Source organism: Brevundimonas sp., assembly GCF_035626535.1.
Classification (GTDB): domain Bacteria; phylum Pseudomonadota; class Alphaproteobacteria; order Caulobacterales; family Caulobacteraceae; genus Brevundimonas.
In genome coordinates, this window is record NZ_DASPNO010000058.1 from 13,534 (window position 1) to 28,778 (window position 15,245).

Genomic DNA, 15,245 nt, shown 5'->3' on the forward strand with positions numbered 1-15,245 from the left:
CGAGACAGGAGCCCCCGTCCCCGGGCGCGTCAGGCCAATTCGCGGCGCAGGAAGGCGGTGACGTCGTCCAGCACCGGCGCCTTCTTGCGGAACAGCGGCGAGAAGGTCGCGATCAGATCGGCGTGGTTGAGACCGGGATAGAGCTTCGCCTCGCAGCGGCCGCCGACCGCCCGCATCCGCTCGCACAGGATGGTGGCGTCCTCGGCGTGAACCACCTCGTCGTCGGTCCCGTGCCCCAGCCACAGCGGCGGAGCGTCGGCGCGGGCGAAGGTGACCGGCTGGGTCAGGGTCAGGTCCGGCGCGCGGCCGAAGGCGTTGATCGAGGCGGGCACGTCGAGCGGCAGGAAGTCGTACGGCCCCGCCAGCCCGGCCGCCGCGCGGATCACGCCCGGCGCCCCGGCCCCCGCCATGTAGCGCCGGTCGAGGGCGATCATCATCGCCAGATGGGCGCCGGCCGAGTGGCCGACGACCCCGAGCCGGCCGCGGTCCCCGCCCCAGGTCCCGGCCAGTTCCGCCGCCCGCGCCGTGGCCGCCGCGGCATCCTCGATGAAGCCGGGAAAATGCACCGTCGGGACCAGCCGGTAGTCCGGCATGGCGACGACGAAGCCTCGCGCCGCCAGCGCATGGGCCGCCCAGCCGTAATGACCACGCTCGCCCGAGTCCCAGCCGCCGCCGTAGAAGAAGACCAGCACCGGCCACGGCCGTTCCGGGGCCGCCGTGGGAACCAGCACGTCCATCCGCTGGCGCGGGTCGTCGCCGTAGCGGACGCCGCTGGCCAGCCGCCGCGCGCCCCGGTCGCGCGGGCCGAGCGCGTTCAGCGCCGCCAGCGGGGAGCAGGCGGCGGCGAGCGCGGCGGCGGCGGAAACGAGAAACCCTCTTCGCGTCATTCGTACAGGATAGGCACGAAGCGGGGCCTGAAGCGAAATCGGTCAGATGCGATCGCATCTGAACCCAGATATTCGCTCCAGAATTATGCTGGAGCCTGCTTCATGGCATCAGCGGAATCGCGAAGCGATTCCACTTCAGCCGATCAGGCTCCTGGCTCATTCACCTCGCCGAGGAGATCAGGGCGCCGCAGTTGGCGTCCTCAGCCAGGCCCGGATCGACGAAGGCGGCCAGGGCGGCGAACGGATTGACCAGCGCCCCCAGAAGCGCGCCGACCCCGACCTGCGCCGCCACCGCGCCGCGGTCGACGTCGATCTTCGGTCCGGTCAGCGGCCCGCGGATGATGATCGGCGCCCACAGCCGGATCAGACGCGCCTCCTTGGTTTCGCCATCGATGCGCAGGTCCAGGGTCTCGGCGCCGAGGTCGATGGCGCCCGTGCCCTGCGCCACCACCGGCGTCGTGTCGATGACGAAGGTGCGCGCCGTCGCCGTCCCGCCGCTGACGGTGAAATCGGCCACGGCGCAGCGGATCTCGGCCGTGGAGTTGTCGTTCATCTTGAGCAGGCCGGCGAGCACATTGATGCCCATCAGTTCGGCGAAGGCGGCGCGCATCCGGCCCTGCGGTACGACCAGGCTGATGGTCCCCTTCGAGGACGCGGCGAAGTCGTGCACCGACGCGCCCGGGCCTTCCAGCTGCGCCCGGCCCAGCGCCCGGCCCGTCACGGTCGGAACGCCGTTGCGGGCCGGGATGATCGACTCCAGCGGATAGCCGCGCAGGCGGAAGTCGATGGCGCTGTAGGGCCGGTCCCGCGTGGCGTTGATCTTCGCCGTGCCGCGCAGTTCACCGCGGTTGAAGGTGAAGGCCACCGGATCGAGATTGAGGATGCCGCGCTTCAGGTCAGCGCCGATGTCGACCTGGCGCACGTCGAGTTCGTTGCGCTTCACCCGCGCCGCCTTGTAGCGCAGCGTGCCGTCCATGACGCGCAAACGGTCGACGTTCAGCGGCGCGTCGGGCAGAAGCCGGCCCGGAGCGCCGGACGACACCACCGTGTCGCCGCCCGAAGTGACCCGCGGTTCGGCGCCCAGCACGGCCATCAGGTCGTCGATGTCGAGCAGACGCGAACGCAGTTCTGCGTCGACGCGGCGGCGGTCGCCGACCTTGTTGACCACCACGTCCCCCGACAGATCCGACGAGCCGACGCGGCCGCTGAAATCGGCGAAGGTGAATTTGGCGTCGTCGCGGGTCAGCCTGCCCGCCAGCCGGTAGGGCGGCGTATTGGGCGTGGTCACGCCGGTCAGCAGATAGACATCCGCTAGGTCCCGACCCTGCAGGCGCAGGGTGGCGTTGAACTGGCCGAGGTCGAACGGGCGGGTGATCGAGCCGTCGGCGATCAGCCGGGTGCCGACCCCCGCGATCTCGCCGTGGAAGGTGTAGGGGCGGTCGCGACGGATGTTGATGAAGGGTCCGCCCCGGACCAGCACGGTCAGCGGCGTGCCGTTGATCGTGCCCTTGCCGTCGAGATGGAAGCCTGCCTGGCCGTCGGAGCCTTCACGGGCGTTGATCGTCGCGTCCAGCCTGATCTTGCGGTGCTGTTCATCGAGCGAGACCTTGCCGTCCTGGATCAGCAGCCGGTTGATTGGCGGCAGTCTGAGTCCCTCGCCGGTGTCCGGCGCGTCCGGGTTCAGCCGCCAGCTCTTGCGGCCGTCCCCGGTGGCGATCAGCACCACCTCCGGGCGGGTGATCTGCACCAGCGGCATCTCGATGTGACCGCCGAACAGGGCGCGCAGACGGACCGAGGCGCGCAGGTCGTCGACCTTCAGCGTGTCCTGCTCGCGGGCCCAGTCCGGGCCGCCGATGCGCAGGTTCTGCACCCGGGCGGACGGCGTCCAGCTGAAAAGATTGACGTCGAGATCGCCGTTCAGCTGGATTTCGCGGTCATAGCGCGCCGAGGCCCAGCGGCCGATCGGCCCGCGCAGCATGTTCCAGTCGAACAGAATCAGGAACAGCACGATGGCGGCGACCAGCACCAGGGTGATGGAGGCGGCGACCTTTTCGGGCAGGCCCGGACGGCGGGCGGCGGCGTAGACCGGATCGTTGGCCACTACCCAGTCGCGCCAAGTGCGCACCCGGGCGCCGGCCGGGACAAGGGCGCGGTCCCGCACGACGAGCCAGTTCGGATTATCCTTCAAGGGGTTCTGCACGCGGGCGCTCCGTCGAGCGGAGACAACGCACGAGCATGGGGAAAGGCTCAGACGACCGGCGCCGCGGCCCAAGCGAAAGGGCGTCCCCGCCGGCGGAGACGCCCCTTCTTCAGCCCGGAATTTCCGGCCCTATTCCACCGGCTTCAGGTGTTTGTCGAGCCAGCCGAACACCTCGGTGTGCCATTGCAGGCTGTTGGCCGGCTTGAGCACCCAATGGTTCTCGTCCGGGAAGACGATCAGCCGGCTCTCGACGCCGCGCCGCTGCAGGGCGGTGAAGGTCGACAGGGCCTGCGAGGTCGGGATGCGGAAATCGCGGTCGCCCTGGATCACGAGCATCGGGTCCCGCCATTTCGTGACGTGGTGGACCGGGTTGAAACGCTCGTAGCCCTCCGGGTTCTCGTAGGGCGTGCCGCCGTATTCCCACTCGGTGAACCACAGTTCCTCGGTGCCGTAGCCCATGCCGCGGATGTCGAAGACGCCGTCGTGGTTGACCAGGCACCGGAACTCACCCGGCCAGTTGCCGGCGATCCAGTTGATCATATAGCCGCCGTAGGAGGCGCCGAGGGCGCAGGCGCGGTCGCCGTCGAGGAAGCCGTAGCGCTGCTGCGCCGCGGCCCAGCCCTTCTGAAGGTCTTCCAGCGGGCGGTCGCCCCAGTGCTGGCTGATCGAGTCGGTGAAGGCCTGGCCGTAGCCGGTCGAGCCGTGGAAATCGATCATCACCACCGCATAGCCGGCGCCGGCGTAGGTCGACGGGTTCCAGCGGTAGGACCAGCTGTTGCCGAACGAGCCCTGCGGCCCGCCGTGGATCAGGAAGGCGACCGGGTATTTCCGGCCCTCGACATAGTTGGCCGGCTTGATGACGTAGCCGTGCACCGTCTCGCCGTTCCAGCCCGCGAAGCTGAACTGCTCGGCCTCGCCGAACGCCTTCTCGTCCAGCTGCGGGTTCACGTCGGTGATGCGGCGCGGCATCTCGCGGCCGAGGAAGGTCTTCACGAACAGTTCGCTGGGACGGGTCAGCGTATCCTGGGCGAAGACGAAACCCGTTGGCGTCTGGGCGAAGGTCGAGACGTGGCCGGGGCCGGTCACCGGCACGACCACGCCGTTGCGCGTGTCGATCGAGAAGATCCGCGTCTGGCCGACGTCTCCGGCGGTCACGTACAGGGTGTTCCCGTCGCGCGACCATTGCAGGCTGTCGGCCGAACGGTCCCAGTCGGCGGCGACCTGACGCACCTGACCGGTGTCCATGTCGCGCAGGAAGATGGCGAATTTGTCGGCCTCGAAGCCGGGGCGGGCCATAGCGCGCCAGGCCAGGGTGCGGCCGTCCGGCGAGAACACCGGACCGGTGTCCCAGGCGTCGTTGTCGTCGGTGAGGTTCTCGAACGTTCCGTCGCCGCTCAGGCCGTTGGTGCGGTAGAGATCGAAATTGGTGCTCCACGGCTCGCTCTGGCCAGCCAGCCGGGCCGAGAACACCACCGCGTCGCCGTCGGGCGTGAAGGTGAATTCGCTCTCGTCGCCGAACGGCTTGGAGGGCGTGTCGCCGTCGAAGCCCTTCGTCACCCAGACCGGCTCGCCCGAACCGTCCGTATTGACCACGAACAGGTGGTTCTGGGTTCCGTCGTTCCAGGTGTCCCAGTGGCGTACAAACATGCGGTCGTAGACCTGGCCGGTGCTCGGGCTGTCCGCCTCGGCCTTCGCCCGGTCGACCGAGCAGGCGAGGTCGGCGCAGGACGGGAAGACCGCCAGCGACACCGCCACCTTGCCGGCGTCGCGGCTGAGCCGGTAGGCGTTGACGTCGACCGGCAGGTCGGTGACCTGGACCGGACGGGTTCCGTCGGCCTCGGCACGCCAGACCTGGCTCGAGCCCGAGCGGCCAGACAGGAAATACAGCTTGCCGTCCGAGCCCCAGCGCGCCGTGTTGGCCCCGCCCTCGCTGATCGCCAGACGCCGGCCCTCGCCGGGGTCCTGCAGGTCCATGATGTAGAGCGAGCCCTGGCGGCGGTTGGCCTCGACGTCGGTGGTGGTCACCGAATAGACCACCCAGCGGCCGTCCGGCGACACCTGCGGATCGCCAAGGCGATTGGCGCTGATCATGTCGCGGTAGGTGAACGGTTCGGCCGCCTGGACGGGTGTGGGGGCGGGGGCGGCCGGAGCCTCGGCGACCGGGGCGGGCGTCTCCGCGATCGCGGGCAGGCCGGCGGTCGCAAGCAGGGCGGCGGCGCTGAGGCCGGTCAGGAGGCGGGTCATGGGACGCATGCGCGGGGATCCTCGGCGTTGAGCGGATTTCACGGCGCGAAGGGGTGGCGCCGCGGGGGCCGCGCGTCAATGCCGCCAGGCCCGTCTCGGCGCTTGCGGACCGTCCCGGGACCGGCGACAACCGGGGCGAATGACCGCCGTCGCCCTGACCCCGTCCGGAGCGCCCCCCAGCCGCGAGGGGCCCCACATCTGCGATGTGCTGATCGCCGAGCGCGCGCCGCACCTGACCCGGTCGGCGTTTTGGCCGCTGGTCCGGCCGTTCCTCTACAATCTGCTCAACTACCGCCAGGCCGTGCGCATGGCCGACGCGGTGCGGCCGCTCTCCGGGTCCGACGCCCTCGACTATATGAGCGACCTGCTGGACCTGAAGGTCTCGGTGATGAACGCCGAGCGGATTCCGGCGACGGGCCGCTGCATCGTCGTCGCCAATCATCCGACCGGCATCGCCGACGGCATCGCGGTGTTCGACGCCATTCGGGCGCGGCGCCAGGACGCCATCTTCTTCGCCAACGCCGACGCCCTGCGCGTGTCGCCGCGGCTGGGCGAGGCGGTGATCCCGGTCGAATGGGTGGTCGAGAAGCGCACCCGCGAGAAGACCCGCGCCACGCTGCTGGCGGCGAAGGCGGCGTTCGAGGCGGAGCGTTGCCTGGTCATGTTCCCGGCCGGGCGGCTGGCGCGAGTCGCGAAGGACGGGTCGGTCACAGACCCGGAATGGGCCCCGACAGCCGCTTCGCTGGCGCGCAAATACGGGGCGCCCGTCGTGCCGATCCATGTGGCGGGACCGAATTCGCGCCTGTTCCACTGGTTCGACCGCGTCTCGCAGGAGCTGCGCGACGTCACCCTGTTCCACGAGTTGCTCAACAAGAAGCGCAAGCGGTTCTTCCTCAAGGTCGGCAAGCCGATCCCGCCGTCGCGGCTCGACATCGACGCCGGCCGCGCGACCTATGCGCTGAAGGCCTTCACCGAGCGGGTCCTGCCCAGCCAGCCGGACGCGGACTTTGCCTGAGCCGGTCGAGGTCACCGTGGCGCTCCCCGACGCCGGCGCCACCGGGCGGCTCGGCGCGGCCATCGCCCCGTGGCTGGAGCCGGGCGAGACCGTGCTGCTCTACGGGCCCCTGGGCATGGGCAAGTCGACGCTGGCCCGCGGCCTCATCCGGGCGCTGACCCGGCCGGACGAAGATGTGCCGTCGCCGACTTTCACCCTCGTCCAATTCTACGAAAGCGAGCCGCCGGTGGCGCATTTCGATCTCTATCGCCTGACCCGCGCCGGGGAGGCGGCCGAGATCGGCCTCGACGAGGCGCTGGACGAGGGCTGCGCCCTCATCGAATGGCCCGAGCGGCTGGGGGACGATCCGTCGGTCTGGCTGGGGCCCGACCGGCTGAGCGTCAGGCTCGCGGAGGACGGGCCGGGGCGCGTTGCGACCGTTTCTGGCGTAGGGACGTGGGACAGCAAGCTGAAGAACCTCCATGTCTGACCGCGAACAACAGCGCCTCGATTTCCTCAAGGCGGCCGGCCTCGCCGACGCCGTGCGCGCCCCCCTGCCCGGCGACGCCTCGACGCGCCGCTATGAGCGGCTGACCACGGCCGCCGGGGCGACGCTGATGCTGATGGATCAGCCCCCGGCGGCGGAGTCCCGGCCCTGTGACCCCTCCTGGACGCCTGAGCAGCGCCGCGCCGCGGGCTGGAACGCCGTAGCCCGCCTGTCGGCGGGCCGGATCGAGGCCTTCGCGGCGGTGGCCGAGCATATGCGCCACGCGGGCCTGTCGACGCCGGACATCATCGCCGTCGACGCCCCCGCCGGGCTTGCGGTGATCGAGGACTTCGGCGACGATCTGTTCGCCCGCGTCATAGAAGCGGGGGAGCCGCAGGCTCCGCTCTATCTGGCCGCGGTCGACGCGCTCGCCCGCCTGCATATGGCCGGCCTGTTGCCGCCGACGATGCAGGGGCCGGCCGGCGAATGGCCGTTGCTGACCTACGACGCCGTGGCCTTGCAAGGCGGGGCTGACCTGTTCGTCGAATGGCTGCCGAAGCTGCATCCAGACCTCGACTTCGGGCCGGACGCGATCGAGGAATGGCGCGCTGTCTGGGCGCCGCTCGCGGCCATGGGCGAGCAGAAGGCGTGGGTCGTCGCCCACAGGGACTATCACGCCGAGAACCTGATCTGGCTGCCGGAGCGGACCCACCATCGCCGCGTCGGCCTGATCGACTTCCAGGACGCCGTGCTGGCCCATCCCGTCTGGGACCTGCACTCCCTGCTGCAGGACGCGCGCCGGGACGTTCCGCCCGAACTCGAGAAAGTCGCCTTCGACCACTATTGCGAGGTCATGATGGTCGACCGTGAGGCCTACCGGCGCGACTATGTGGCCTTGGCGGCGCTGAACGAGACGCGCATCCTCGGCGTCTTCGCCCGGCTGATCGCCCGCGACGGCAAGCCGCGCTACCGCCAGTTCATGCCGCGCGTCTGGGCCCATCTGGACGCCAATCTGCGACAACCGGGTCTCGAAGACGTGGCGGGATGGTTCGCGCGTCATGTCCCGAAGGCGAGACGGGAATGATTGGCGCTCCGAAGACCGCCATGGTGCTGGCCGCGGGGCTCGGGACCCGCATGCGGCCGCTGACCGATGACCGGCCCAAGGCGATGGTCGAGGTGGCCGGGCGCGCACTGATCGATCACGTGCTCGACCGGCTCGCCGACGCCGGGGTCGAGCGGGCGGTGGTCAATGTCCACTGGTACGCCCACCGGCTGGAGCATCACCTCGCCGCGCGCGGGCGCGGACCGGCCATCGTTATCTCCGACGAGCGGCCGCAACTGCTCGAGACTGGCGGCGGGCTGAAGAAGGCGGCGCCGCTGCTGGGCCCGGATCCGGTCTTCGTCGCCAATATCGACAGCGTCTGGACCGATAACGGCCGCGAGGGGAATTCCGCGCTGAATCAACTCGCTCGCCTGTGGAATCCGTCAATCATGGACGCCGCCCTGCTGCTGGCGAAGCGGGAAGGCTCGATCGGCTTCGAGGGCGCCGGCGACGTCTTTCTGGCTGACGACGGCCGGCTGACCTTCCGCGGCGACGCGCCCGAGGCGCCCTACGCCTATATGGGCATCCACATCTGCCGGCCCGACTACGTCGCCGACGGGCCCGAGGGACCGTTCTCGCTGAGCGGGCTTTGGCGGCAATCCGCCGCGGCGGGGCGGCTGTTCGGCTGCGTGCTGGACGGCGACTGGATGCACGTCGGCGACCCGCAGGCGCGCGACGAGGCCGAGGCCCGGCTGGCCGGCGGATGACCGGCCGGTTCGACCCGTTCGGACCTCCGGGGCCGCGCTGGTACGCCATCGAGGCGCGACGACCCTTCCTCGAGGACCTGGCGGCGGGGGTGCTCGACTGGCTCGGCGAGCATCCGCCCGAAGCCCTGTCCGATGCGGTCATCCTGCTGCCCAACCGCCGCGCCGCGCGGGCCTTCACCTCGGCCCTGACGAAGCTGGCCGGCGACCGGCCGGTGCTGCTGCCGCAGGTCCGGCCGCTGGGGGATCTGGAGGAGGACGAGCCGCCGTTCGCGCCCGGCGAACTGGGCCTCGACCTGCCGCCCGCCATCGCCCCGCTGGCGCGCCGCTTCGAAATGGCGCGGATGATCGTCGAGGATTTCCGCCCCGGCCTCGCCCCCTTGCGGGCGCTGGAGATGGCCGACGCCCTCGGCGGTTTCCTCGATTCCTGCCAGCTGGAGGAGATCGGCGAACTGGAACGGATCGCCACCCTGGTCGAGGGCGATCTGGCCGGGCACTGGCAGGAGTCGGCCCGCTTCCTCGGCCTCGCCGTCGAGGCCTGGCCGAAGCGGCTGGAGGCTCTTGGGCTCGTCGATCCGGCCTGGCGACGCGCCCGTCTGCTGCGCCTGCTGGCGGATGCCTGGACGGAACGGCCGCCGGCCCAGCCGGTCATCGCCGCCGGTTCGACCGGCACCGCCCCCGGCGCCGCCGACGTGCTCGCCGCCGTCGCCGCCGCGCCGCAAGGCTGCGTCGTCCTGCCGGGTCTCGACCGAGACCTCGACTCCGAGGTCTGGTCCCGGCTTCGTGACAATGAACAGCACCCGCAGAACGCCCTGTGGCGGCTGCTCGACCGGCACGGCGTCGGACGCGAAGCGGTGCGGCCCTGGTTCCAGCCGCCGGAAGAGCCTGCACTCGCGATCCGGGGCCGCGCCCGGCAGCGGCTGCTCAACGAGGCCCTGCGTCCCGCCGACGCCACCGACGACTGGCGCGACCTGATCAGGACCCTGCGCGCCGACGCCTTCCGCGAGCGCTCCGCCGATCCGATCGCCGGGGGGCTCGAGGGCCTGTCGGTGATCACCGTCCGCGCCGAGGAGGACGCCGCCGCCACGCTCGCCCTGATGATGCGCGAGACGCTGGAGACGCCGGGCAAGACCTGCGCCCTCGTCACGCCCGATCTGGCGCTGGGCCGCCGCGTGGCGGCGCGGCTGGAGCGCTGGGGCGTGGCCGCCGACAACTCCTCGGGCCAGCCGCTGTCGCGCATGCCGGCGGGGCGGCTGGTCGATCTCGCCGCCCGCTTCATCGTCGATCCGCTCGACCCTCACGCCCTGCTCGGTCTGCTGAAGCACCCGCTGGTCCGCCTCGACGCCGGGGGCCCGGCGGCCGCCGGGGCGCTGGAGGAATACGCCCTGCGCGGTCCTCGCCTGCGCGACTGGTCCCGGGCGCGCCGCACCCTGCTCAGGGCGACCGAACCGCGCGACGACGGCGAGGCGCGGTCGGAGTCCACCCTTGGGCGCGTCGCCGCGGCGCGCGCCCTGCTCGACCGGCTGGAGACCCTGTCCGGCGCCGCCCGCGCGCCCTTCGTCCCCGCCGCGCCGCTGGACGCCGCGGCGCGCGCCTTGGCCGCGCTGGTCGAGACGCTGGCGGGTCAGGAGGCGTGGGCCGGGCCCGACGGCGAAGCCGCGGCGGTCCTGCTGGCCGGGCTTATCGACGGCGGCGCCTCCCTCGGCGAGGTCTCACGCCCGGACTTCGCCGAACTGGTCCACGGCCTGCTGACGGAGGAGACCGTTCGCACCGGCGGGGCCAACCAGCCGCGACTGCGCATCCTCGGCGCGATCGAGGCGCGGCTGGTGCGCGCCGACCGCATGATCCTCGCGGGGCTTGAGGAGACTGTCTGGCCCAACGCCGCTCCGACCGACCCCTTTCTGTCGCGGCCGATGCGGAAGGCCCTCGGCCTGCCCCCGCCCGAGCGGCGCCTCGGGCAGACCGCCCAGGACTTCGTCCAGGCCGCCTGCGCCGACGAGGCCATTCTCGTCCATTCCGAGCGCCGCGGGGGTCAGCCGGCGGTCAAGTCGCGCTGGCTGTGGCGGCTGGAGATGCTGACCCGCGGCGCGCACGCCGAGGACACGCCGGTGCGGCTGGAGCGGCCGTCGGCCCACCTCGAGCAGGCTCGGGCCCTGGACGCGCCGGTCCGCGCCACGCCCGACTACGCCCCCCGCCCCGCGCCGAAACCGCCGGTTAGGCGCCGCCCACGCGAACTGCCCGTCACCGGCGTGGAGCGCTGGGTGCGCGACCCCTACGCCATTTACGCCCGCTATGTCCTGAACCTGAGACAGATGGACCGCCCGGGACAGTCGGCCGAGGCGATGGCGCGGGGCAACGCCGTACACAAGGCGGTCGAGCGCCTGACCCTGTCATGGCCCGAGGTCTTGCCCGACGACTGCGCCGACCAGATGGAGACCCTGCTGCTGGAAGAGCTGGGCCATCACGGTTTCGAGGACGCCGCCATGGCGCGGGAGGCGCCGCTGGCCCGCAACTGCGCCCGCTGGTTGTCGGACTGGGAAGCCGAACGGCGGGCGCGGGGCGCCGAAATCCGGGTCGAGGAAAAGGTCCGGATGACGATCCCGGCGCCGGCCGGCCCGTTCACGCTCACCGCCAAGGCCGACCGGATCGAGCTGTCGCCCACGGGCGCGGCCGTGCTCGACTTCAAGACCGGACAGATCCCGTCGCCGAAGCAGGTGAAGTCCGGCTTCTCGCCGCAGTTGACCCTGACGGGCGCCATCCTCGCCCATGAAGGTCTGTCCGACACCGGGCCCGTCCGGCCGGAGGAGCTGACCTACGTCCGCGTCGTCGGCCGCAAGGTTCCGGGTCAGGCCGCCGTGAGGGCGAGCGGCGACGAAGCCGTCGCCCTGTCCGAAGCGGCGCTGGAAGGGCTGAAGACCCGCATCGCCCGGTTCGACGACCCCGCCACCCCCTATCTGTCCTGGGTGGCTCCGCAGTTCATGGGCTCCTTCGGAGGCAACTACGACCATCTGGCGCGGGTCTGGGAATGGCACGTGGTCGGCGGCGAAGACGGGGGGGAGGCGGAATGAGCGCCCGCATCCTGCCCGACCCGCATCAGATCGCCGCGGCCGACCCGCGTCAGTCGGTGTTCGTCACCGCCAACGCCGGATCGGGCAAGACGTCGACGCTGGTCGACCGGGTGGCGCGGCTGCTGCTGGAGGAGGTCCAGCCCGGCGAGATCCTCTGCGTCACCTACACCAGGGCCGCGGCCGCCGAGATGCAGGCGCGGCTGTTCGACCGGCTCGGAGCGTGGGCGGTGATGGACGACGCCGAGCTGGCGCAGTCCCTGGCCGATCTCGACGGCCGCGATCCGGCCAGTCTGACCGGCCCTGACCTGTCCAGGGCGCGCCGCCTGTTCGCCAAGGCGCTGGAAACGCCCGGCGGCCTCAAGATCCAGACCATCCACGCCTTCTGCGAGAAGCTGCTGAAGCGTTTCCCGATCGAGGCCGGCGTCACGCCCGGTTTCACCGTGCTGGAGAACGAGGCGGCGCTGGCCCTGTCGCACGAGGCGCGGGAGGCGCTGGCCCGGCTGGCGCTGGCCGATCCAGATGGGCCGCTGGGCCGGGCCTACAGCCATTTCGCCGTCGAGCTCGACTGGGGCGCCTTCCAGTCGCTGCTGGCCATGGTCGAGGCCGACCGCGCCAGGCTGACCGACTACACGGCCCGCATGCTCGCCGGCCAGGCGCCCGCGCCGCACATCCTCGTCGGGGCCCATCCGGAGGAGACGCCGGAGACGATCGAGGCCGACTTCATGCGCTCGCTCGACCGGACAGAATGGCTGGAGACGGCGTCGCTGATGGCGACCGGTTCGGCCAACGACCAGAAATGCGCCGACCGGATGCGCGCCGCCGACTGGACCTTCGCCGGGATCGGCGACGTCTTCCTGACCGGCGGCGAGCCGCGCAAGGCCATGGCCACCACCAAGGCCCCGCCCCTCGCCGGCGCCTGGCTGGCCGACCTGCAACTGAAATACCTGTCGACGCTCGAGATGCTGCGCAGCGCGCGAGTCGCGGCCGATACCCGCCACGTCCTGTTGCTGGCCGAGGCCCACGCCCGACTCTACGACGACGCCAAGGCGGCGAAGGGGGCGCTCGACTTTGGCGATCTGGTGGCCCGCACCGTCGATCTGCTGACGGAGAAGGCCTCCGCCGCCTGGGTCCTCTACAAGCTCGACGGCGGTATCGAGCACGTGCTCGTCGACGAGGCGCAGGACACGGCGCCCCAGCAATGGGACATCTTGCGGGCGCTGACGGAAGGCTTCTTCGCCGGCGAGGGCGGGCAGCGGTTCACCCCGATTCCGGTTTCGGGACAGCGCCTCGGCCGCACCGTCTTCGCGGTGGGAGACGAGAAGCAATCGATCTACTCCTTCCAGGGCGCCCGGCCCGAGCGCCTGCGGCAGGAGGCCCAACGCTACGACACGCTGGTGACCGGCTCCGGGACGACGTTCAAGGGCGTCGAACTGGCGACCTCGTTCCGCTCCACGCCCGAGGTGCTGAAGTTCGTGGACGCGGTGTTCGAGGGGGCCGAGCGCACCGCCGCTCTGGTCGGCGAGGAGATCGGCGCCATCCCGCCGCATGTCGCGAAACGCCAAGGCGATGCGGGCTGCGTCGACCTGTGGCCCCTGTTCGAGGACATCAAGCCGCCGGAGCCCGACGTCTGGGATCCCGTCGATCAGGAGCCGGGCACCAGCGGGCGCAAGCAGCTGGCCGCGAGGCTGGCCGCCGAAATCCGTCGGCAGGTGGAAACCGGCGAGGCGGTGTACGACCGCAAGACGAGGGCGCCGAGGCCCTGCGGCTACGGTGACTTCCTGATTCTGGTGCGCCGCCGCGACGCCACCTTCGAGGAGATCATCCGGGCCTTGAAGACGGCCGGCGTGCCGGTGGCCGGGGCCGACCGGTTAAAGCTGTCGTCGCACATCGTCTTCGACGACCTGATCGCCCTCGCCCGGTTCGCCCTGTTTCCGGACGACGACCTCAGCCTCGCCGGGGTGTTGCGGAGCCCGTTCTGCGACGTCGACGAGGACAGCCTGTTCGCCCTTGCCGGCGGCAAGGACCGCCGAAAGCTGTGGCGGGAGCTGCGCGACCGTGCGGATGAGCGGCCGGAATGGTCGCACGCGCGCGATCTTCTGGCGTTCGCGCTGGACAGCCGGGACCGCGACCCGTTCGCCTTCTTCTCGGGCCTGCTCAACCGGGTCGACGCGACCGGCGTCTCGGGCCGGGCGCGGGTGCTCCGCCGGCTGGGCCGCGAGGCCGAGGAGGCGATCGACGAAACCCTCAACCAGGTGCTGGCGGCCGAGGACCGGGGCGCGGTCGATCTGGAGACCTGCGTCGCGATGCTGGAAGCCGCCGACGTCGAGGTGAAGCGGGAACTGGAGGGGCCGCGCGGCGAGGTGCGGGTCATGACCGTGCATGGAGCGAAAGGCCTGGAGGCTCCGATCGTCATCCTGCCCGACACCACCTCGCGGGCGAAGGCCCAGGGGCCGTCGCTGATGCCGGTGGAGCTGGAGGACGGCTCCGAGGCGTGGCTGATGTGTCCCGGCCCCGCGAAGGAGGATTGCCCCGCCTCAAGGGCCGCGCGCGAAGCCCGGCAGGCGCGCACCGACGCCGAGACCCTGCGCCTGCTCTATGTCGCCCTGACACGGGCCCGTGACCGGCTGATCGTTCTCGGCCGGGCCTGCGGCAACTCGAAGCTCGGCTATGACAAGGGCAGCTGGTGGGATGTTCTGACGGAGACCTTCGAGCGGCTCGGCGACGGGGCGCGCCAGATCGGGGACGGGGTCCGGCGGTTCGGAGTCGACCCCGTCCGGCTGGCGCCCGGACGCGCCGGCGCCGCCGCCCGGGCCGTCGCGCCCGACTGGGCCCGCGCCACGCCCGCCCCGGACCACGCCGCCCGCTACGCCGCCCCGTCGCAGATGGAGGGGCCGATCCGCATCCCCGCGCCCTCGCCGCTCGCCATGACGGCGGGCCCCGGCGCGCCGCTGGGGCGGTTCCGGCGCGGCGACCTGATCCACCGCCTGCTGGAGCGGCTGCCGGAGATTGTCCCGGAGGCCCGGGCTGAGGCAGCGTCGCGCATGCTGTCCCGCGAGCGGGACCTCACCGACGAGCAGCGCGGGGAGATGATCGCCGCGGCCTTCTCGGTGCTGGACGACGTCCGTTTCGCGCCGGTGTTCAGTCCCGGTTCACGCGCCGAGGTCGCCCTGTCGGGCAGGGCCCCGGAACTGCCCCCGGGCGTCGCCGTCTCGGGGCGCATCGACCGGCTGGTGATCACGCCGGAGCGGGTGCTGGTCATCGACTACAAGACCAACCGCCCGGCGCCCGCACGGATCGAGGACGCGGACCCCGCCTATGTGCTGCAGCTGGCGGTCTATGTCGCGGTGCTGAAGCGGCTCTACCCCGACCGGCCGGTCGAGGCGGCGCTGGTGTGGACCGACGGGCCGAAACTGATGCCGGTTCCCGAGACGCTGATGGACGCCGCTCTCGCGACGCGTTGATTTGATCGGCGACGCGCCCCACATCGCTTCCGAACCGCCGGAATCATTCCATGATGCCCGGCTGAAAACTGAACCGCGCGTCCGAGCGACGCCAAGGA

9 protein-coding genes are annotated in these 15,245 nt (G+C 71.5%); 6 read left to right on the forward strand and 3 right to left on the reverse strand.

From position 1 onward, the window contains the following. Positions 1 to 29: 29 nt before the first annotated feature. The 3 genes from VEC04_RS08565 to VEC04_RS08575 form a co-directional block, all read right to left on the reverse strand. Positions 30 to 887, reverse strand: coding sequence for an alpha/beta hydrolase (locus VEC04_RS08565; RefSeq protein ID WP_324775827.1), 858 nt, complete (start codon positions 885 to 887; stop codon positions 30 to 32). A 160-nt stretch (positions 888 to 1,047) separates the two neighbouring features. After that, entirely contained in the window at positions 1,048 to 3,087 is a 2,040-nt protein-coding gene (locus tag VEC04_RS08570) for an AsmA family protein (RefSeq protein ID WP_324775829.1), read from the reverse strand. Between the two features lie 129 nt (positions 3,088 to 3,216). Continuing rightward, complete coding sequence (locus tag VEC04_RS08575; protein ID WP_414642663.1) at positions 3,217 to 5,340, reverse strand: prolyl oligopeptidase family serine peptidase; 2,124 nt, start codon at positions 5,338 to 5,340, stop codon at positions 3,217 to 3,219. 130 nt (positions 5,341 to 5,470) lie between these two features. Here VEC04_RS08575 and VEC04_RS08580 point away from each other — a divergent pair, with 130 nt between their 5' ends. The 6 genes from VEC04_RS08580 to addA are packed head-to-tail and all read left to right on the forward strand — an operon-like array spanning position 5,471 to position 15,147. Next, complete coding sequence (locus tag VEC04_RS08580) at positions 5,471 to 6,346, forward strand: GNAT family N-acetyltransferase (RefSeq protein WP_324775831.1); 876 nt, start codon at positions 5,471 to 5,473, stop codon at positions 6,344 to 6,346. Further along, positions 6,339 to 6,815 (forward strand): tRNA (adenosine(37)-N6)-threonylcarbamoyltransferase complex ATPase subunit type 1 TsaE, encoded by a 477-nt coding sequence (gene tsaE, locus VEC04_RS08585; RefSeq protein WP_324775833.1) that lies wholly within the window; start codon positions 6,339 to 6,341, stop codon positions 6,813 to 6,815. Before VEC04_RS08580 ends, tsaE begins: the two co-directional genes overlap by 8 nt. Further along, positions 6,808 to 7,896, forward strand: a complete 1,089-nt coding sequence (gene amgK, locus VEC04_RS08590) for an N-acetylmuramate/N-acetylglucosamine kinase AmgK (protein ID WP_324775835.1) — start codon at positions 6,808 to 6,810, stop codon at positions 7,894 to 7,896. The genes tsaE and amgK overlap by 8 nt, the downstream gene beginning before the upstream one ends. A gap of 20 nt (positions 7,897 to 7,916) precedes the next feature. Next, entirely contained in the window at positions 7,917 to 8,621 is a 705-nt protein-coding gene (gene murU / locus VEC04_RS08595) for an N-acetylmuramate alpha-1-phosphate uridylyltransferase MurU (protein WP_324776021.1), read from the forward strand. Then, complete coding sequence (gene addB / locus VEC04_RS08600; RefSeq protein ID WP_324775837.1) at positions 8,618 to 11,686, forward strand: double-strand break repair protein AddB; 3,069 nt, start codon at positions 8,618 to 8,620, stop codon at positions 11,684 to 11,686. Before murU ends, addB begins: the two co-directional genes overlap by 4 nt. Continuing rightward, the gene (addA, locus tag VEC04_RS08605) at positions 11,683 to 15,147 is read left to right on the forward strand and encodes a double-strand break repair helicase AddA (protein WP_324775839.1); all 3,465 of its coding nucleotides are present in this window, start codon (positions 11,683 to 11,685) and stop codon (positions 15,145 to 15,147) included. Before addB ends, addA begins: the two co-directional genes overlap by 4 nt. Positions 15,148 to 15,245: the final 98 nt, after the last annotated feature.